Annotated in this window: 16 protein-coding genes and 1 pseudogene; 7 read left to right on the plus strand and 10 right to left on the minus strand. The window is 72.4% G+C overall.

Features of this window, described 5'->3' with window-relative positions; translation table 11 throughout:
- Together ACFVFS_RS18700 and ACFVFS_RS18705 are read left to right on the plus strand one after the other, a co-directional pair.
- Positions 1-237, plus strand: a 237-nt coding sequence (locus ACFVFS_RS18700) for a pirin-like C-terminal cupin domain-containing protein (protein WP_380625423.1), incomplete at its 5' end; no start/stop codon positions are given.
- 698 nt (positions 238-935) lie between these two features.
- A complete protein-coding gene (locus ACFVFS_RS18705) occupies positions 936-1,889 on the plus strand; it encodes a hypothetical protein (RefSeq protein WP_380625425.1) in 954 nt (317 codons plus the stop codon).
- A 55-nt stretch (positions 1,890-1,944) separates the two neighbouring features.
- On the opposite strand, the gene ACFVFS_RS18710 is transcribed toward ACFVFS_RS18705, so the two are convergent.
- The 3 genes from ACFVFS_RS18710 to ACFVFS_RS18720 all read right to left on the minus strand — a co-directional run bounded on the left by ACFVFS_RS18710 (position 1,945) and on the right by ACFVFS_RS18720 (position 6,611).
- Entirely contained in the window at positions 1,945-2,412 is a 468-nt protein-coding gene (locus ACFVFS_RS18710; protein ID WP_380625427.1) for a hypothetical protein, read from the minus strand.
- A 153-nt stretch (positions 2,413-2,565) separates the two neighbouring features.
- On the minus strand, positions 2,566-4,641 hold the full coding sequence (locus ACFVFS_RS18715) for an alpha/beta fold hydrolase (protein ID WP_380625541.1): 2,076 nt from the start codon (positions 4,639-4,641) through the stop codon (positions 2,566-2,568).
- A 122-nt stretch (positions 4,642-4,763) separates the two neighbouring features.
- On the minus strand, positions 4,764-6,611 hold the full coding sequence (locus ACFVFS_RS18720) for a histidine decarboxylase (protein WP_380625428.1): 1,848 nt from the start codon (positions 6,609-6,611) through the stop codon (positions 4,764-4,766).
- Positions 6,612-7,134: 523 nt separating this feature from the next.
- On the opposite strand from ACFVFS_RS18720, the gene ACFVFS_RS18725 reads away from it, so the two are divergent.
- On the plus strand, positions 7,135-7,524 hold the full coding sequence (locus tag ACFVFS_RS18725; protein ID WP_380625544.1) for an alpha/beta hydrolase fold domain-containing protein: 390 nt from the start codon (positions 7,135-7,137) through the stop codon (positions 7,522-7,524).
- Here the strand turns inward: ACFVFS_RS18725 and ACFVFS_RS18730 are convergent.
- From ACFVFS_RS18730 to ACFVFS_RS18750, 5 genes are read right to left on the minus strand one after another with little or no spacing between them, the layout of a single operon-like run.
- On the minus strand, positions 7,410-8,243 hold the full coding sequence (locus ACFVFS_RS18730) for a hypothetical protein (RefSeq protein WP_380625430.1): 834 nt from the start codon (positions 8,241-8,243) through the stop codon (positions 7,410-7,412). The two genes, ACFVFS_RS18725 and ACFVFS_RS18730, sit on opposite strands and share 115 nt — an antisense overlap.
- Positions 8,240-8,641 carry a hypothetical protein gene (locus tag ACFVFS_RS18735; protein ID WP_380625432.1) on the minus strand — a complete coding sequence of 134 codons (402 nt, stop codon included), beginning with the start codon at positions 8,639-8,641 and terminating at the stop codon, positions 8,240-8,242. The genes ACFVFS_RS18730 and ACFVFS_RS18735 overlap by 4 nt, the downstream gene beginning before the upstream one ends.
- Before the next feature lie 15 nt (positions 8,642-8,656).
- Positions 8,657-9,418 (minus strand): class I SAM-dependent DNA methyltransferase, encoded by a 762-nt coding sequence (locus ACFVFS_RS18740; RefSeq protein WP_380625434.1) that lies wholly within the window; start codon positions 9,416-9,418, stop codon positions 8,657-8,659.
- Between the two features lie 20 nt (positions 9,419-9,438).
- Positions 9,439-10,608, minus strand: coding sequence for a YcaO-like family protein (locus tag ACFVFS_RS18745; RefSeq protein ID WP_380625436.1), 1,170 nt, complete (start codon positions 10,606-10,608; stop codon positions 9,439-9,441).
- Positions 10,605-11,582 (minus strand): aKG-HExxH-type peptide beta-hydroxylase, encoded by a 978-nt coding sequence (locus ACFVFS_RS18750; protein ID WP_380625438.1) that lies wholly within the window; start codon positions 11,580-11,582, stop codon positions 10,605-10,607. Before ACFVFS_RS18750 ends, ACFVFS_RS18745 begins: the two co-directional genes overlap by 4 nt.
- Positions 11,583-12,080: 498 nt before the next feature.
- Between ACFVFS_RS18750 and ACFVFS_RS18755 the strand changes: the two genes are divergently transcribed.
- Entirely contained in the window at positions 12,081-12,263 is a 183-nt protein-coding gene (locus ACFVFS_RS18755) for a hypothetical protein (RefSeq protein WP_380625440.1), read from the plus strand.
- 151 nt (positions 12,264-12,414) lie between these two features.
- Positions 12,415-12,606 (plus strand): hypothetical protein, encoded by a 192-nt coding sequence (locus ACFVFS_RS18760; RefSeq protein WP_380625442.1) that lies wholly within the window; start codon positions 12,415-12,417, stop codon positions 12,604-12,606.
- 155 nt (positions 12,607-12,761) lie between these two features.
- Here ACFVFS_RS18760 and ACFVFS_RS18765 read toward each other — a convergent pair whose 3' ends face one another.
- Positions 12,762-13,310: a glycosyltransferase family 2 protein gene (locus ACFVFS_RS18765; RefSeq protein WP_380625444.1), complete on the minus strand. Its 549-nt coding sequence runs from the start codon at positions 13,308-13,310 to the stop codon at positions 12,762-12,764.
- Positions 13,311-13,407: 97 nt separating this feature from the next.
- Here ACFVFS_RS18765 and ACFVFS_RS18770 point away from each other — a divergent pair, with 97 nt between their 5' ends.
- Complete coding sequence (locus ACFVFS_RS18770; RefSeq protein ID WP_380625446.1) at positions 13,408-13,719, plus strand: transposase; 312 nt, start codon at positions 13,408-13,410, stop codon at positions 13,717-13,719.
- Positions 13,716-14,318, plus strand: a pseudogene (locus ACFVFS_RS18775) (IS3 family transposase); the annotation flags it as partial. The gene ACFVFS_RS18770 and the pseudogene ACFVFS_RS18775, both read left to right, overlap by 4 nt.
- A gap of 74 nt (positions 14,319-14,392) precedes the next feature.
- Here ACFVFS_RS18775 and ACFVFS_RS18780 read toward each other — a convergent pair.
- Entirely contained in the window at positions 14,393-17,704 is a 3,312-nt protein-coding gene (locus tag ACFVFS_RS18780) for a CHAT domain-containing protein (RefSeq protein ID WP_380625448.1), read from the minus strand.
- Between the last annotated feature and the right edge of the window lie 21 nt (positions 17,705-17,725).

Here is a 17,725-nt window from a genome sequence, read left to right on the forward strand (position 1 = left end):
CTCCCCCTCCACGCCCCCACCGACGCCTCCTTCCTCCTCCTCGGCGGCGAACCCTTCGCCGAGAAGCTCGTCATGTGGTGGAACTTCATCGGCCGATCCGGTGCCGAGATCGTACAGGCACGAAACGACTGGGAAAAGGGAATTCGCTTCGGCGAAGTGCACGGCTACGACGGCGCCCGGCTGAGGGCGCCGGAGCTTCCCGACATCCCGCTCAAGGCGCGCGGACGAGTGCGCTGACCTGGGACAATACCTCGCTGGCTGCCTCTGAGTCTGCCGCTATTGACAGGGCCTTGGGGACATCTGGAGGTTCCTGGTGAGCGAGTTTCACTCCTCGTGCCTGCCTCCTCGGAAAGGTAACTTGTGGGGCCGGTCGATTCTCAGGTGTGGGCACCTGTCGCAAGGTCTGCCCGTATCGATGCTGACCCATTGCTGACTTTTCTGACTTGGCGTCAGCTTTGGCTCGGCGATTTCGGAGAGGTGGGCTGCACGTAGCGGTCGGCTCCGTCCCGACGAGCCCAAGGGGACTGCTCAGGGCTCGGGGTCTGATGCGGGCGGTCAGAAGTGCTGGATGAGCCCGATTCCCAGAGCGATGAGTGCCGCTGCGATCAGAACGGCGCCGGCCCGGGTGAGGTCACCAATCCGGCGTCCCCGAGGGCGCCGAGCCGGCCCGATGGACGACGGTCGGTCGCAGTGAGGTTGTTGACGGCGGTGAGGTCCAGCGGACGTGGAGCCTGCGGTCCATGAGCGGATGCCGGACCGGCTCGGTACCCGGACCCGCCGCGTCGTGGTCGGGACGGGCTCATGAGGGGTGTCCGCACTACTGGGATGGGATGACGGGGCCGCCCCGCGCGGCCCGGCGGCGTATCCGGTTGCCGGGGGCAGGGCATGGTGGTTGCCGTGCCGTGCGCTGGAGCGGTCGCGCGAGAGGGATCGGTATGACGCGGGTAGGCGGGGCCGGAGAGCCGGTGCGGCGGATGTGGGCGGTGAACCGGCCGCTGGTCGCCACCGCGGCCCTGATGGTCCTGGTGCTGGCGGCCGCTCTGGTGGGTCTGGCCGTGGACCGGCAGTCGATCACCGGACAACCGGCCTGGGCGAAGCCGGCCCGGTTCGCGCTGTCGATCTGTCTCTACTCCCTCACCCTGATGTGGCTGCTGACCTTCGTCCACGGCCGCGAACGCCTCGTGCGCACCGTCTCCCGGGTGACCGCCGTGGCGCTGAGCGTGGAGATGGCCCTGATCGCCGCCGTGGCCGCGGCCGGGACGACCAGCCACTTCAACTTCACCACCGTGACCTCGACGGGCGTGTGGATCACGATGGCCGTGTTCATCGTGGCCGCCTGGGTGATGAACCTGGTGACCGTCGTCCTGCTCCTGTCCCAGCGGGTGGAACCGCCCGTGTTCGCGTGGGGGCTGCGCCTGGGGACGGCGGTGTGCTGTCTCGGTATGGCCGTCGCGTTCCTGATGACCCTGCCCACCCGCCTGCAGCGCGAGGCCGCCGCCGGGGGCCACGGCATGCCCGTCATCGGTGCGCACACCGTCGGGCTCGCCGACGGCGGGCCGGGACTGCCGGTCACGGACTGGAGCACGGTCGGCGGCGATCTGCGGATTCCGCACTTCGCCGGTCTGCACGCGCTCCAGGTACTGCCGCTGATCGGCCTTCTCCTCGCCCGGCGACCGCGCCGGGCGACTCCCGGCCAGCGGACGGCGCTGATGTGGATCGCCGCGCTGTCCTATCTGGGCCTGGTGCTCGTCCTGACCTGGCAGGCGCGCCGTGCCCAGCCGGTCACCGCTCCCGACGCACTGACCGGCGTCGCGCTCCTCGCGCTGGTCGTCGGCGCCGTCACGGCCGCGCTCCTGGTCCTGCGTCACACCCGTTTCACGGACGGCTGATCCGGCGGGCCGGACACGCCGCCCGTCACGGCAGCACGCAGCGGCGGTCAGCGTGTCATGCGCTGTGGGTGGGGTGCGCGGGGTGTCGCGGGGTGCGGACGAGGGTGGCGGCGGCCGCGGCGATGTAGAGGATCTGGAGGAGGGTGCGCGGGCCGAGGGGGTCGCCCTGGGTGGTGTGCCTTCTGGCGGCGGAGACGTTGGCGGGGAACATGGCGATCATGAGGGTGATGAGTCCGCCGGCGGCCCAGCGTGCGGTGGCGGGGAGCAGCAGGCCGATCGCGCCGGCGGCTTCGAGCAGGCCGGTGATCGTCACGAGCAGGCCGGCGCGCGGCATCCACGGCGGGACCATGTCGACGAGGTCGGGTCGCAGGGCGGGGGCGAAGTGCGCGATCGAGGTGAGCAGGAACATGGCCACCAGTCCGGCCCGCAGAGCGGGCTGCCAGCCGGCGAGGGCGTCCGCTCCAAGGAGCCCGGCGAGACGGGCCGCGGTGAACCCGACGACCAGCGCGATCAACGGCTCCACCGGCGTGCTCCTTCCTGCGAGTGCTCCCCGGACGCGCGTGCTCCCCGGACGCGCGCCCGCCCGCCTCGTGCGCCTTTCCAGTGCACCACCGGGCCCGCCTGCCCGCCACCGCGAGGGTGCCCGGCGTACCGGCGGCGCCGTCGCGGGCCTGCGCTATTGCAGCAGGAAGGCGTGGACGGCCTCGCGTCCGGCGGGGTTCTCGGCCCGGTTCTGCACCGAGTGGGCGGCTCCGGGGACGATCACTTTCCGCGGGTGGTGCGCGAACTCGGTGTATTCGTCCATGAGTTCGTAGGGTGTGGCGAGGTCGCGGTCGCCGCCGAGCAGCAGGACCGGGACGTGGGGCAGCCCGAGGTGGTCCGGGGGCGTCGGCGGGACGGGTTGGCGCGGCCAGTCGAGGCAGACCAGGAGGCTGCCGAGCCCGGTCGCGGTCTTCGGGTCGTAGGGCCAGGTCTGCTCGGCCGTCAGCCGCTTGCGGGTGCGCTCCAGCGCCGCCGCACGCCCTTCGACGGGGGTGTCGGTGGTGCCCCAGGGGAAGTGAGAGTCGGCGCACACGGTGGCGGAGTGCAGGCCCTGGCTGATTTCCTCGGCCGTGGCGGTGTCGATCTCGCGGTGGACGAGGTCGAAGAAGTCCTGGAGCTTCTCGGGGCGCCCGGCGGCGGCCTCGTGCAGGATGTCCGGGACGCCGCCGTAGTCGGGGTCGGCGAACTCGTAGCCGGTGAGCGCGCTGAGGATCTGTGCGCCGTTGCCGTAGCGGCGGACGGTGGCGGCGAGGTCTTCGGCCGGGTCGGTGGTGCAGCCGGTGGCGCGGCAGGCGGTGCGCAGGATCCGGGCGGTGGCGGGCAGTGCGGCCAGGTCGAGGGGGTCCATGCCCCGTCGGGGCGTCACCGAGTCGAGGACCAGGCGGGCCACGCGGGTGGGGTGGGCGAGCGCGTAGCGCTGGGCGGTGAAGGTGCCGTAGGAGACGCCGTCCAGGGTCAGGCGGCGGGCGCCGAGGGCGCGGCGGAGCAGGTCGATGTCGGCGACGGTGTCGGCGGTGCTGTAGAAGCGGGCGTCGGGGCCGAGGGCGGCGGCGCAGTCGGTGACGGACTGCCGGCGCGGGACGGCGAGGTCGGAGGAGCCCATGTCCTCCTGGAGGCCGGGGCACTGGAGGGCGCCTTTGCCGGTGCCGCGCTGGTCGAACATGACCAGGCGGTAGTCCTTGAGGACGGGCTCCAAGCTGCTCGCCGTGCGCCTCATCGCCGGGACGCCGGGCTGGCCGGGGCCGCCGGTGAGGAACAGCAGGTCGCCCCTGGGCGCCGCGGTGGTGCGGGTGACGGCGACCCGCAGGTCGAGGGTGCCGGGGGTGGCGCCGCTGTGGTCGAGGGGGACGGTGAGGGTCCCGCAGAGGAACTCGGGTGCCTCCGGGCAGGGCGCCTGCCCGGTGATCCCACCGCCGGCCCCGGCTGCTTCGGCCGCTGCGGTCGGGGCGGCGAGGGTGGTGGCGGCGATCACCGCAGCGGCACCGGCCAGAGCGGCGGCGCGGCCGCGCGCGCGTGTCATGTTCGTCCTCCCGGTCCCGCCGCGCCCCTGTCGGCGCGGCCACGCGAGCAGCGTCACCCCCGGACACGTCGGTGACGCGCGTACCCAGTAGTCGAGCTCCAGGTCCGACTGGTCCTCGTGCGTCGGGCCTCCGGCCCGCTGCTTGACGGTGGAGTTCGAGGTGTTCGCGTCGATCCGGAGGACCACCGTCCCGAACTGGTCCTTGCTCTCGTCCCCGTCAAGTTCGCCGGTGTTCGGGTGGCGCGTGTCGTCCCAGCGGCCGGGGATGACGTGCTCGACGATGCGCTTCAGCGCGGCCGCGCGCTGCTCCGGCTTGAGCAGCCGGGCGGTGCCGTGGACGACCACCGACCGGTAGGCGATCGAGCTGTGGAAGGCCGACCGGCCGACGATCAGGCTGTCCGGCACGACGACGGTCAGGCAGACCGGCAGGCCACTGTCGCCCGCCTGGGCGACCAGGTGCTGCAGCCGGGACGGGTCCGGGTACTTCGGGACATCCTTCGTGCCGTGCAGGTAGAGCGTTCCGACCTCGGTGGTGCCCACGGACGGTTCGAACCCGTACACCATCGGGACGGACAGGGGCCTGGCCGGCGTCGAGGTGGTGTCGATGTACGCGGCGTGGCAGACGAGGCCCTCCTTGAGGACGTCCCTGATCTTGGCCGCGTCCGTCGGGGCGGTGAGTAAGGGGTGCAGCCGGGGGGACGGAAGTCCGGTGCCGACGTCATGTCATCTCTCCTGGAACTGGGGGTGTTCGCCGGGCGGCCGACGCCCGGCGGGCCCGCGGATCCGCGAGCCCGTTGCGGGCAGGCGTTCCGTTACCGCATGCCTCGGCCGGTGACGTGGACCAGCCCGAGCGCGACGGCGCCCTCGGCGATCCCGGCGATGCGTTTCGGGGCCGCGTCCTCCAGGACCGGGGGCTTTGCGAGCTCCGGGTCCGTGCGCAGGTCCGCTACGAACTCGTCGATCTCCGCCTTGGTGGAGCCGGGCATCGCGAACGCGTGCGCGTACGGGTGGGGTTCCTTCCCGTCCGGGTACTTCACGTCGAGCGTGGACAGCGACCACTTGGCCACCGTCGTCGCGCTCGGCCTGCGGAAGCGCACGGCCAGGGTGCCTGCGGTCCGCGCGGTCCACAGCACCAGCCCCTGCTTCTCCAGCTTCCTGAGCTGCTGCTCCAGGTAGTCGGTGAGCTCCTGGGCCTCCTTGATCCGCTGGACCTGGTCCTTGTAGGAGTGCCGGGCCAGGTGGTCCCAGAGCACCAGCGGCGAGAAGCCGTTGCGCGAGCCGGCGAAGGTGGTGTCCGGCGAGCCGATGTACTGGGTCTGGCTCGGCGGCTTCATCTGGTACTTCACCTTGTTCATGTAGACGCCGCACGGCCACGTCGCACCAGGCCACTTGTGGCCGCTCATCGCGATGGAGCAGACCATGTCGATGTCGCCGAACTTGGCGCTCTTCACCTTGAGGCCGAAGTCGAACTCCGGCAGGTCCACAGCCGGCTTCCAGCCGAACTTGTCGTCCCGGAACGCCAGGCGCTGGAACGGCGCGTACCCGGCTCCGAGCGCCCCGTCGACGTGGATCCAGAAGCCCCGTCGCTTCTCGGGTTGGGGATTGCCCTGCGCGTCGTTCATGTAGAGCACGTCGCGCTCGATCAGGCCGTACTTCTCGAAGATCGGGAGCAGCCGCTCGCACACCGCCCGGACGTCGTCGTGCGCGCCCTTGAAGGTGGATCCGTAGTTGAGGCTGACCAGGATCGGGTGCCTCTTGGCGGCGAAGAACTCGACCAGTGTCGCGAGCGCTTCGATGTCGATCTCGCCCGGGCCATCGGCAGAACTTCCCGAGGGCCCGGCCTTCGAGGGCACCTCGCTGGGCCACTCGCCCTTCGTGCCGGCCAGCGGGCACTTGCCCGGGTACTCCCGAGCGCCCAGTGTGGCGAAGGTGTCGACGTCGAGGATGCGGACCGCCTTGGCGAAGGAGTAGTGCGAGTCCTCGGAGTAGAACACCACCGGCTGGTAGTAGGCCGCGGGCGCCCCCTGGGGGCGGGCTGCCTGCACCCACCGCAGCGGGGCGGCGGAGGCCTTGGGGTCGTGCTCGCTCAACAGCGCCTTGCCGCTGAGGTAGTCGCGCCCGTTCCAGACGCCGTACATGTTGCCCTCGGTGGAGCCCATGGAGAGCGAGTAGCCCCAGTAGGACTCGGGGTTCTTGGGATCGTGCGGCCAGACCGCACGCCACAGAGCGGCGTAGTAGTCGAGCACGGCGCGCTCGACGACCCGGCTGTTGACCTGGTGGCCCTGGGTGCTGAACGGGTCCCCGAGGTTGTTGGTGTGGTACGAGAGGAACCGGGCCAGGTCCTGCTGGTAGCCATTCATGTCCCGGGTGAACTGGTAGCCGAGCATGCGCTTCTGCTTCTCGGCGAGGTACTTGTCCATCTCGTCGAGGGCGTCGTTGCGCTGCTTGTCCGTGAAGCCGGAGATCTGGAGCTCGAAGTGGTGGTAGTCCAGGCGCGTGTCCCCGGTCGGGTAGACGGTGTCGGGGTCCTCGGCGGGGGACGACACCAGGCCGGACTGGCCGTCGGGCACGCCTTGGTCGGTGAGCCCCTGCTCCCACGTGTGCTGTCCGGGGCCGAACGGGAACGGGGCGAGCTTCGGGCCGGTACTGACGTTCGTCATGACGGATCCTGTGAAGTCGGAAGGGGGTTGAGGTCTCGGCGGGGGCGTGTTCCGACCCGTGGGACACCACGGGGAACGCCGATCGCCGGCACCCCGAGTCTTCGACACATCCCGGCTTCCCGCCGCCCCAGGGCGACGCCGTCACACGAACGGCGGAGACAACTCATCCGAGCACCACACCCCACTCGCGGGCCCCGTCCGGAGTCTTCACCCGCTTGGGCTGCCCGAGGGCTGGGGCCGGGGCAGCCGGGACGACGGTGGGGCGGCAGAGTCGCAGGCGTGCCCCGGGCACGCGAGCCGAAGGATCGCGCAATGCCCTTGGCCCCATCGATCCGCAGATCGCGGCGCTGTTGCAGCAGCTCGGGGTGGCCGGGCCGGCGCCGGCCGCCGTGCCCACGGTGGAGGTTATGCGGGCTGTGCGCAACCGCATGCTCGCGCCGGCGGTTGCGCCCAGCCCGCCCCTCGGCGTCGCTTCGGTGCGGGACGGCCGCCCGGCCGGGGTGCCGGTGTGGTGTCCACAGTGGTGCTCTTCCACGGCGGCGGCTTCATCGTCGGCGACCTCGACACCCACGACGGGATCTGCCGCCGTCTGTGCCGGGACCTGGGCGCCGTCGTGGTCAGCGCGGGCTACCGGCTCGCCCTCCGAGCACCCCTTCCCCGCCGTCTACGAGACAGCCTGGCTGGAACCGAGGTCTGCCCGTGGGGTCCGACCGCCGGCCGGACCCCACGGTGCATGCGGCGTGCCCCGCGCGGAAGCGCGTCGCCGGGGGCGGCTGCCGGTGTTCGGCGCCGGGAGGGTCAGGGGGTGAACAGGGGGAGGAGTGGGTGGGTGGTGGCGAGGAGGAGCAGGCCGAGGGAGGCGGCGGAGAAGGGGACGATGCGGCGGGGGCTGATGAGGAGGAAGGCGCCGTGAGTGAGGGCGGCGAGGGTGAGGGTGGCGGGGGCGGGGAGGAGGCCGAGGGCGGCGAGGCCGAGGGCGAGTTCGGCGGCGGCGGTGGCGAGGGCGGCAGTGCGGGCCAGGTGGCGGAGGAGTGGGCGGGTGAGGGCGGCGCCGAGGGTGGTGGGGCGGGGCCAGGGCGGGAAGTCGCGGTTGCCGGCGGCGGCCTGGACGGCGTTGTAGGCGAGGTTGTCGATCAGGACGCCGCCGCTGATGAAGTGGGGTGAGCGCAGCTTTCGGAAGCCGGCGACGAGGTAGAGCTGTGCGGCGAAGAAGGAGGCGAACAGGCCGGCGGCGGCGCCCGCCGGGCCGGGCAGGGCCAGCAGACCGAGGGCGGTGGTGAGCAGGGCGATGCAGACGGTGGTGAAGCGGCAGCCGCTGCGCCGGCGTTCGTTGAGGATCAGCAGGAGGAGGAGTGCGCAGCTGGCGCCGTAGGTGGCGGTGGCGGTGGGGCCGGGGGTGGTGCGCAGGAGGGCGAGGGCGGCCGGCAGGGTGGCGGCGCCGGTGAGGACGGTGAGGGCGAGGCGGCGTTGGGTGGCGAACTCGGTGGGCGGGGTCCAGCCGTGGCCGAGGCGGTAGGCGTGGCCGTCGGGGTAGTGGCGGGCGATGGTGCGGCAGTCGGTGAGGGTGAGGGCGGCCTGCCAGGTGACGGCGAGCAGCAGGAGCAGTGCGGCGGCGGCGTGGGTGGTGGTCACGGTGTCTCGCGGAGGGCTTCGGCCAGGATGCGCAGTTGCTGTCCGGCGGGCAGTCGGGCGAGGCGAAGGGTGCGGGTGGCAGGGTCGTAGTGGAGTCGCCAGACGCCGTCGGAGCCGATGATCAGGCCGCTGAGCGGGGTGTCGAGGTTGGTGTGGGGGAGCAGGCGGCGGAGTTCGGGGATGTTGAGGTAGTGGCTGCCGGGGGCCAGGTGGAGGCGTTCGATGTCGAGCGGGTGGAGGCGGCCTTCGTGCTGGATCCAGAGGAAGCCTTTGGAGGAGCCGGAGTACATGCCCCAGGAGAACAGGCGGTGCGGTGAGGTCCGCGCGCCCCAGGCGACGAAGACGGCGAGCGTGATCAGCGCGGCGGCGGCCAGGGCGGCCGGGATCCAGGTGGGCATGGCGGGCGTCGCCGGTCAGCGGGTGTGCCGGTAGACCGACACGTGGTAGGCGCAGCCGTCCGTGAACGGGTCCCCGCTCCAGCTGCCGTGGCGTTCGCGCAGCTCCAGGCCGGCGATGCGGGCCATCAGGTCGAGTTCGCCGGTGCCCGCGTAGCGGAAGGCTACGTCCAGGTCGACCGGGCCTCCGCCGTCGCTGGGGGTGACACGGTAGTGGGAGTGGTAGCGCTGGGCGGCCCGGTCGAACGTGCGGTGGAGTACGACCTCGTCGCCGTTGGCCGTCTCGACGGCTTGGCCGCCTGGGGGGTCCGAGGTGACCAGGACTTCGGGGACGAACGCGTCCAGGACGAACAGGCCGTGTTCGCCGGTCAGTTGTGCGGCGGCTTGGAAGCACCGCAGCTGGTCGTCCTGGGTGGCGAGTTCGAAGAGGGTTCCGGCGACGAGGTAGACCAGGTCGTAGGAGCGCCCTGTGAGCGGGGGGCGGGTGAAGTCGGCGATGGTGACCGGGATGCGGTCGCCGCCGGGCTTGGAGGCCAGCCGGGCGGCCATCTCGGGTGAGGCGTCGATGCCTTCGACCCGTACGCCGCGCCGGGCCAGGGGCAGGGCGACGCGTCCGGTGCCCACACCGAGTTCCAGCGCGGTGCCGGGGCCGGCGAGTTGGGCGAGGAGGGTGACGGTTTCGGCGGTCACCGAGGGCTTGCCGAACCAGGTGTCGTAGCGGTCGGCGAAGTGCCGGGTGTACGGGGCGCTCGCCGGGGGGCGGGTGGCGGGAGCGGACACGGTCGGTCTCCGTTCGGGGGTCAGCCCAGCGGGTGCGGGGGCTGCGATGGGGTCGCCGTGGCGGGCTGCGGCGGTTCGTCGACGGGCATCCGGCGTGCGCCGGGGGCCACCACCCGGATCACTGTGGCATCACCCAACTCAGGTACGAAGGTGGGGACTTCGATGACGTCGTGACCCGTGTGCCCTGCGAGCAGGAGGGGCAGGTCCCGCGCGGTGGTCGGAGCCGCCCGCCACGTGCCGTCGGCGGCGCCGTGCAGGAGGTGGGTGAGGCTGTCCTGGCGGTGGTACGTGTGCAGGGCGTGTTCCAGAGGGCCGCTCGGTCGGCGGTACGGGTCGGCACGCAGCCGGGTCCAGGCGGTGCGGGCGCCGGCGCTGTCCATGCTCCAGCGCACCATCAGCGCCTCCTGGACGGCGGCCGCCGCGGCCGGGGCGAGGGCGCCGTCGGTGGCGCGGGCGCCGAAGCTCTGCCGGGTGTCGTCGGCGTCCGCCAGGCAGGCCACCACGCACGCGGTCCCCGCCGGACCCGGCAGCACCACGCAGCGTTCCCTCAGGCCCAGCGCGTCCAGCACCCGCCGGAGCGGCTCGCCGAGTGGCGTCGGATCGCCTGGCGCCACGCGCGGGCCGCCCGCGTACCAGGCGCGCCGGAACAGGTCCCGTTCCAGGACCTCCAGCAGGGCGTGCCTGCGCGCCGCCGCGATGGACCGGTGCGCGGCGAGTCCGGTCGAGCCGGGGGACAGCGGCGCCGCGCAGCCGGCGGGCGGACGGTGGGCCAGGTAGACTGCGCACGCCGGTACGAGCAGCCGACCGGCGCCGGTCAGCGAGGTCCCCTCCACCCACGCCAGTTCCATCTCCCGCGCGCCCGGGACCTGTTGGAGGTCCGGCCAGGTCCACGGGTCCAGGGTGGGCCGGCCCGCGCGGTGCAGGGCGGCGTACGAGCCGATGACGGCCCGCCGCGTTGCGTGGTGCCCGGCGAGGACGTTGTGCATCCGCTCCAGCAGTTCGCCCTCGGCGCGCCGGGTGACGTCGTGGCGCTCGGTCCCGGCGGCCGATCCGATGAGCACCGGCTGTCCGCCGGCCGCGTCGTTGGCCGTGAAGGCGGGGCTGCGCGCGGCGGTGCGGCCGATCAGGAACTCCGGCGCTTCGGGGAAGAGCGCACGGACCTGGACCGGCCAGGCCACGGCGGGGCTCATCGCGCCGGCCCGTCGGTGAAGACCGCCTCGGCCTGCCGCAGCAGTTCCCCGCCCGCCGGGGTCAGCGCGTCGGCGTGCCGGCGCAGGGAGGACGCGCCGTCGCGGCCCTGGTCGAGCAGGACCGCCTGACGGGCCCGCACCGCCGGCTCCTGCGGGAGGTTCCGGTAGAGCAGTACGAGCCGGGCCAGCACCACCACCTGCTGGAACAGGCCGGTCAGCGGCCTCGGGTCGGCGCGCAGCGGGGTGGGCAGCAGGACGTCCGGGTCGGACGGCCGCAGGAAGGGGGTGCCCGCGGCGGCCGCGTTGCACCGGTTGTGGGTGCCCTCGTGTACCAGCGCCTCGGCGAGCCGCACCGGCCCCGCAAGTCCGCTCCCGGGGTCGTCGGTGAGCCTGCGGTGGTGGACGAAGGCGGTGCCGTGCACGGTGAAGTCGGTGAATCCGTCGATGCCGTCGCCGTCCAGGAGGGCGATCTGGCGCAGGGTGACACCGAGTTCGGCCAGCATCTGCGGCCAGGCCCGCTCCAGCGTCCGGTGGCAGGCGGCGAAGGCCGTGCGCAGACCGGTGTTCCAGTCGCCCACCTCGGCAGCGGGTCCGGCTGCGGCGGGGCCGGTGCGGGGCGGGACTTGGCGCAGGGCCCGCCGGACGCTCGCCGTCAGGTGCTCCTCCGTCGGCGGCGCGAGGTCCACGGCCCAGCCGGTGTCCGCGGCCGTGGCCCGCGCCCGTTCGGCGCTAGACCGGGCCCGTTCGGCGACGCCGTCCACCAGTTGCGTGTTCCGTTCCCGCTCACCGTCGCCGGAAGTATTCCCCCGGGCCCGCTGGAGCCGGTGGGCTGTTGCGTGCAGGCCGGGGTAGCGAAGGTCCTGCCTCCGCCACGACGATTCCGCGCACCCCGCCGCGGTCAAGCAGCCGGCCACCATGCCGTCCAGCCGCTCCTCGTCCCTGACCGCCCACTCGGCGTCCGGTTCCACACGCACTGCCGCCTCCCAGCCCTCCTCGATGCTCCTGCTTTCGGGGACCGGGGCGGATACGGCGATCCGCCCCGGTCGTGGCCTCGTCCCGTCAGTTCGGAACGTCGACCATCAGCGCGAAGTCGGGCAGTTCCTCGTCGTCGACGACCTCGACCTCGACCTCTTCCGGCTCACGTGTTTCTTCCATCACGCACTCCTTCTCGGTCGGGCACCCACGCCCTGGTCGGCATAGGCGCTCGCGGACCACGCTAGGCCGATCGGCCGTGTACGACCTGTCGGTCGGGTCGGTTCGGTGCGCGACGGCGTCGCCCGGGCCGCCGTTCTCATCGGGATTCCGGGATCGCCGGACTGCTCCGAACGAGTGACCCGGCATGCTCCGCCCGGCCGGGAGAAGCGCCGGGCGCGGGATCAGGGACCGCCGCTGTGCCGACTGGGGTCCAGGCGCCGGGATTGTCCGGGACGTGGCGGTTGGTGGGGCGTCGGCGGGGGAGCCCCGGCGGCGGCTTGGACGGTGTCGAGCCAGACGGCGAGTTTGCGCGGGTCGGCGCGGGTGGGGCGGAGGATGAGAAGGAGGGAAGGGCCGCGAAGGCGGCGGGCACACGAGCGTTCGATGGCTTCGGGGTCCTTGGCGTACTCGCCGAAGCGTTCGACACCTATCGAGGGCTCGGCCAGCAGGTGGTGCCGTGACCCGGGCGTTCGCATGGTGGCCGGTGGCGTCGACACGACCCCACCGGCCCGGAGCGCGTCCCGGGCACTGCCGTCCGGCGGTGGCCGGGCATCGCCGCTGTCGTGCCGAGCCTCACCGGGCGACCCGTTCTCATGACATCAGGAGACCTCGATGTGTATCCGCACCGTGCTCGCCGCCGCCGTGTTCGCGGCCGGACTGTCCGCCACGACCCGCAGTACCGTCGCCGACACGAACGTCGCCATCCTCAGCGGGGGCAACGGTAACCCGGGCATCATGAGTGACACCGCGAGCAGCTTCGACGAACCGCTGTTGACCTCGTTCCAGAGCGGGAGCTGCGGCTGACCCACCCACGCTCCTCTCGTTCGGCCCCTCCCCGCGCCGGATGGGAACACTCGTTGAGTGCCCTGTGTGCCAGTACTGAACCGGGGGCCCAGGCGGCAGCGCGACCTCATAGGTAGACGCCGGATCCGCCCCGGCGGCGGGCAGCGCCTGGGCCGTCAGCCGGGGCGGCTGCCTACCGCGGCACTCGGACGCTGGCGCTCGTCGGTGGCGTCCAGCGGGCGTCCGTCCAGCTCGTCGGTGAGCGTGATGCCCGAGTACGGCAGGACCGCGCCCACCGGGGGCTTCCAGATCACGCGGTGGTCGGCCGTGAGGTGCGGTGGGCCTTCGGGTAGGAACGGGTTGCCGCAGGGCGATGCCTGGTAGGGGACGTTGTGCCGGAACCCGGTGAGCACGGTGTCGGCAGCGGCACGGGTGATGACGTCGGCGAACACGTGCGAGGGCAGCACCATGTCGGCGTCGATGAACAGCACGGTCGGGAACTGGGCGAGGCGGGCACCGACGTTGCGGGCCGTGGCCGAGCCGCGCCGTTCGGCGAGGCGCACCGCAGTGGTGACCGCCGGGTGCCGGCGGGCGATGTCGAACGTCGCGTCCGTGGAAGCGTCGTCGACCAGGATCACCTCCACGTCGGCCGCGTGCCGCTGGGCGGCGAGCGCGTCCAGCATCGCCGGCAAGGCGTAGGCGGTGTTGCGGGCCGGGATCACCACCGACAGCGCATGGCCGACGCCGTGAGCTGCTCTGGCTTTCGTGGAGTCCCTGATGTCTGGGTTTGTTACGATCCAGGCGTAAGGAGAACCACGAGCAGTGCCAGCACCACGTAAGTACCCGAATGAGCTCCGTGACCGCGCCGTGCGCGAGGTCCGGTCCACCGGCCGGCCTGTCGCTCACGTGGCGCGCGACCTCGGCATCCACCCGGAGGCCCTGCGGTCCTGGGTCCGCCAGGCCGAGGCCGACGCCGGAGAGCGGGACGACCGCCTCGCCACCGCCGAGCGCGACGAGCTGAAGGAACTCCGTAGAGAAGTCGCCGAGTTGAGGCGAGCGAACGAGATCCTCAAGGCCGCCAGCGTGTTTTTTGCCCAGGAGATCGACCGTCCCCGGACGAGGCCGAGCAGGTGATCGACCACCTGCGAGACGGCTTCGGGGTCGATCCCGTCTGCCGGGTGCCGGGCCTGTCGCCGTCGACGTACTTCGCGCGCAAGCAGCGGCCGAAGTCGGCCCGCCGGCTCCGCGACGAAGAGCTGATCCCGCTGGTCACGGCCGTGTGGGAGGACTCCGGTCGCACCTACGGTGCCCGCCGCGTCACCCGCGCCCTGCACCGTGCCGGCCATGCGGTCGCGCGGTGCACCGTCGAGCGCCTCATGCGCGAGCTCGGCATCGAGGGCGTCATCCGCGGACAGCGCCGCCGCACCACCGTCCCCGAGCCGGCCGCGCCGCGTCCGCCGGACCTGGTCAACCGGCGGTTCACCGCCCAGCGGCCGAATCAGCTGTGGCCGGCCGACCTGACCTACATCCTGACCTGGTCGGGCTGGGTCTACGTCGCGTTCGTCCTGGACGCCTACTCCCGCAGGATCGTGGGCCGGCAGGCCGCCACCCACATGCGCACCGACCTGCCGCTGGACGCGCTGGAGATGGCCCTGTGGCGGCAGAAGATCAAGAAGGACACCGGCCTCATTCACCACAGCGACCGCGGGTCGCAATACGTGTCCATTCGCTACACAGAGCGATTGGCCGGACCACCTAACGGGCAAGACCGCTGTCACGGCCGACCCGTCGGACGCCGGGGCGGCGGCTACGGGCCGTCGTGCACAAAGGGGACCCACACCGTCGGGTCGGTCAGGTGCTGGGCGCGGAGGCCGGCCACCGCATGGTGCAGGGCGGTGGCCGTGCCGGTCGCGTCCAGCCCGTTGCTGCCGCTGAGCAGCTGGTACATCCGGGCGACCACCAGGGATGCGGCCTCGTCGTTGATCCTGCCGAGGGTGGCCACCACATGCCGGAAGCCGGCCGTGCGGAAGGCGCCGGCGGGATGAATGGCCTCGTCCGGGAGCAGTGCGCCGCCCCTGCGGGTGTGGCAGGCGGAAAGGAAGGCCAATTCCGCCTGCTCCAGCCGGAGTTCCGCAATATCCAGCACAGTCAGCTCGTCGTCCCGCAGGGACAGGCCGACCGTGGAGGGCGCGCTCAGGTCGAAGCCCCCGTGGCAAGCGAAGTGCGCCCAGCCATGGCGGCTCAACTGCTTGCGCACGACGTTGCTGGTGGCACCCTCGCCGATCAAAACGGTCATCCGCTCGGTACCGGGCGGATGTACCTCGTCCAGCTCGTCAGTTCCGTCGCCCATCATCAGGATCACCTGTCCGATGTCGACGGCCTGCGCGATGGCCACCACCTCGTCGTTGGCGAACGGCAGTACCGGGTGGCCCCTGCCGGTGTCGGTCACCGCGACGGCCAGCAGGCCGGACGAGGCCCGGACCGGCCGTTTCCTGGCTTCGACCAGCGAGGCCAGCGTGGAGGTATAGGAGGACACCGTCAAGTACGGCAGGCCCATCGGCTCGACCTGGACGGACGACGTGCTCCGCGGGTAGCGGCCGGCCGCGTGCAGCGGCAGATTGCTCAGCGAGGCCGTGGGGCACCACCAGATCCGGGGCAGCGCCCCCTGCGGGGCCGGTAGCTCCAGGTGGGCAAGGACGGGGGAGGCGATGTGCTCCCACAGCCATTCGAGGGTGTCGTGCGTGGCGTGCCGGGCCAGGTCCCTGGTCAGGCCGTTGGCGGTGGGGGCGGTCGCCTCCTCCAGGCGCAGCGCGTAGGTGTTGGCTATCCGGTCCATCTCCTGCGAGGTGAAACTCGACAACGGCACCAGCTCGGGGCCGCCCTTCGGCCGCAGCACGATCGCGTCGCAGCGGAGGGTACTGATGTTGACGATGACCACAGGGCCCTTGGCGGAAGCCTCGGCGAGGTCCTGGAAGCGGGGCGGCTCCAGGAAGCCCTCCACCGACGGGTGGGCCTGCGCCTCGGCCACCTTGAGCGACCACTGTGTCGCCAGGCGCAGTCGGGCCTCGCGGTCGAGGCCCGACCTCGCGGCCAGCTCGGAACGGATCTGTTCGAGCTCCTCGGCGAGGCCGGGCGCCTGCGCGGCCAGGACGGTGAGGTCACCACGCACCTGCTGGGCGGAACGCCACAGCACGGACCGGCCGCGCTCCAGCAGTTCGACGGCAAGTTCCAGCTGGCCCGTCGCTATCGCCAGTGCTGCGGCGTCGCGGGGCATCGCCGCAGCACTGTGCAGGCCCCGCTCCTGGTCGTCCCGGTCGAGTCCCATCCAGCCGAACTCCTGCAGCAGGTTCACCGCGGCGACGGCTCCGGCCAGGGCGTCCGGGAGGTCGCCGGCCTCCCATGCCACGCCACTCCAGATCCGGGCCGCGAGCAGCCGGTCCGGTGCCGAAGCGTGCTGCGCACCCGATGCCGTGCGCAGGTCGGCCAGAGCCGCCTCCCGGTCCGCTGCCGGTCCGCCGAGCCGGTGACGTTCCATCAGCGACCTGAACCGCTGTACCAGGGTGAGGGCGTACGCGCTGCCACGGGGGCCGCAGGCCGACACGGCGGCGTCGAACGACTCAACCGCCTCCGAGGCCATCTCGTGCGCGTCGCTGCGCCGGCCGCCGTCCGCCGCGGACTCGGCAGCCTTCAGCAGCAAGGTGCCCAGCTTCCGGTGGCCGTTCAGGAGGGACAGTGGGTCGCGGGCCGTGGTGACCGCCTGCCTGGCCGCAGTGACCGCCGCTCCGGGATCACCCTCCGCCTCGGCCGCTTCGGCCAGGCGGAGCAGTAGCCGGGACCGGTCCCTGTGGTCACCCGGCGCCGCGTCGAGCGCGAGCTGCGCCGCAGCGACAGCGCCCGGGGCCTCCGCGGCGAGGGCCGCGGCGATCAGCGCCTCCGGGTGGCTGCGCGCTGTCTCGCTGGTGAGCTGCTGCGCGTGCTCGGCGTAGAGCCGTGCCGTCCGGCGGTCCTCCTCCCGGTCCGTCAAGGTCGCCCGGAGATCGAGCGCCCGGGCCAGGGTGGTGACGGCGATTCCGAGGTGCGGGGAGTCGCTGTCCGCCGAAGCCGAGCTGAGTGCCTCGATCGCCGCGCTCACATCAGCGACCGAACTGCTACGGTACCCGCGCAGCAGCAGCGCTGCCGCCAGGTTGTTGAGTGCGCCGGCATCTCCTGCTCCGGCAAGGGCGACCGTTTTCTCGGCGACTGCGACGATCTCGTCCAGGTCGGCTCCGGCAATGTCCCGCTGGGCGAGTTCGAACAGGGCCCCGCAGAGGTTGCTTGCCAGGACCAGCTTGGCCGAGTTGTCGCCGACGGGCTGTTCGAGGGAAGGGCGCCCGTACCGCGTCACCGCCTCCAACAGCGCCTCGGGACGAGAGTCGAGGGTGAACTGCTTGCGCAGCAGGTGGAGGAGGGTCCCGACCGCCTCCGGTCGGCGTGGATCCGTCGGCAGGCTGCGGTGCACCGTGGCCTCGGCGGTGGCAATCGCCTCCTGGAGGTCGTGACGGCGGCCGTGGCGGCCGTACTGTTCGCTGAGCAGGTCGCGCAGGTCGGACAGCATCGTGACGCTGCCCGCGTCGTCCTCGGGCACGGCCTGCACCGCCTGCCTGGCCAGGCTGATCGCCCTGACCATCGCCGCGTCGCTGCCGGTCGCCTGGAAGAACCGGTAGGCGCCCTCGGCATCCCGGCAGAGCGCCAGGGTAGTGGACTCGGGGCTACCCTTCACCGCTGCCGCCCTGTTGGCGAGCAGCAGCCGCACATTGCCGGCGGCCTGCGGATGCCCCATGGCCTCGGCGAGCCGGAGCCAGGTGAGCGCCTCCGGGTCACCCGCGTTGAACAGCAGCACCCCGAGGTTGTTGGCCGCCCAGGGGTGTCCGCCGTCGTGGGCCAGGGCGAAGCACAACCGGGCGCGACCGAGGTCCCCCCTGCGTTCGGCCAGCAGACCGCAGTTGTACAGACCCGCGACATTGCCCTGCTCCGCGGCCTCGGTAAAGAGCGCCTCGGCCTCGGCGCTGCGGCCGAGTCGCTCCAGCCGTACGCCTTCCTCCACCAGGTCGCGTCCGCCTGTCTCGCCGTTGACCTCCATCGACCTGTGCCCCCCCAGCGC

The sequence above is a fragment of the Kitasatospora sp. NPDC057692 genome (genome assembly GCF_042799475.1).
Lineage (GTDB): Bacteria > Actinomycetota > Actinomycetes > Streptomycetales > Streptomycetaceae > Kitasatospora.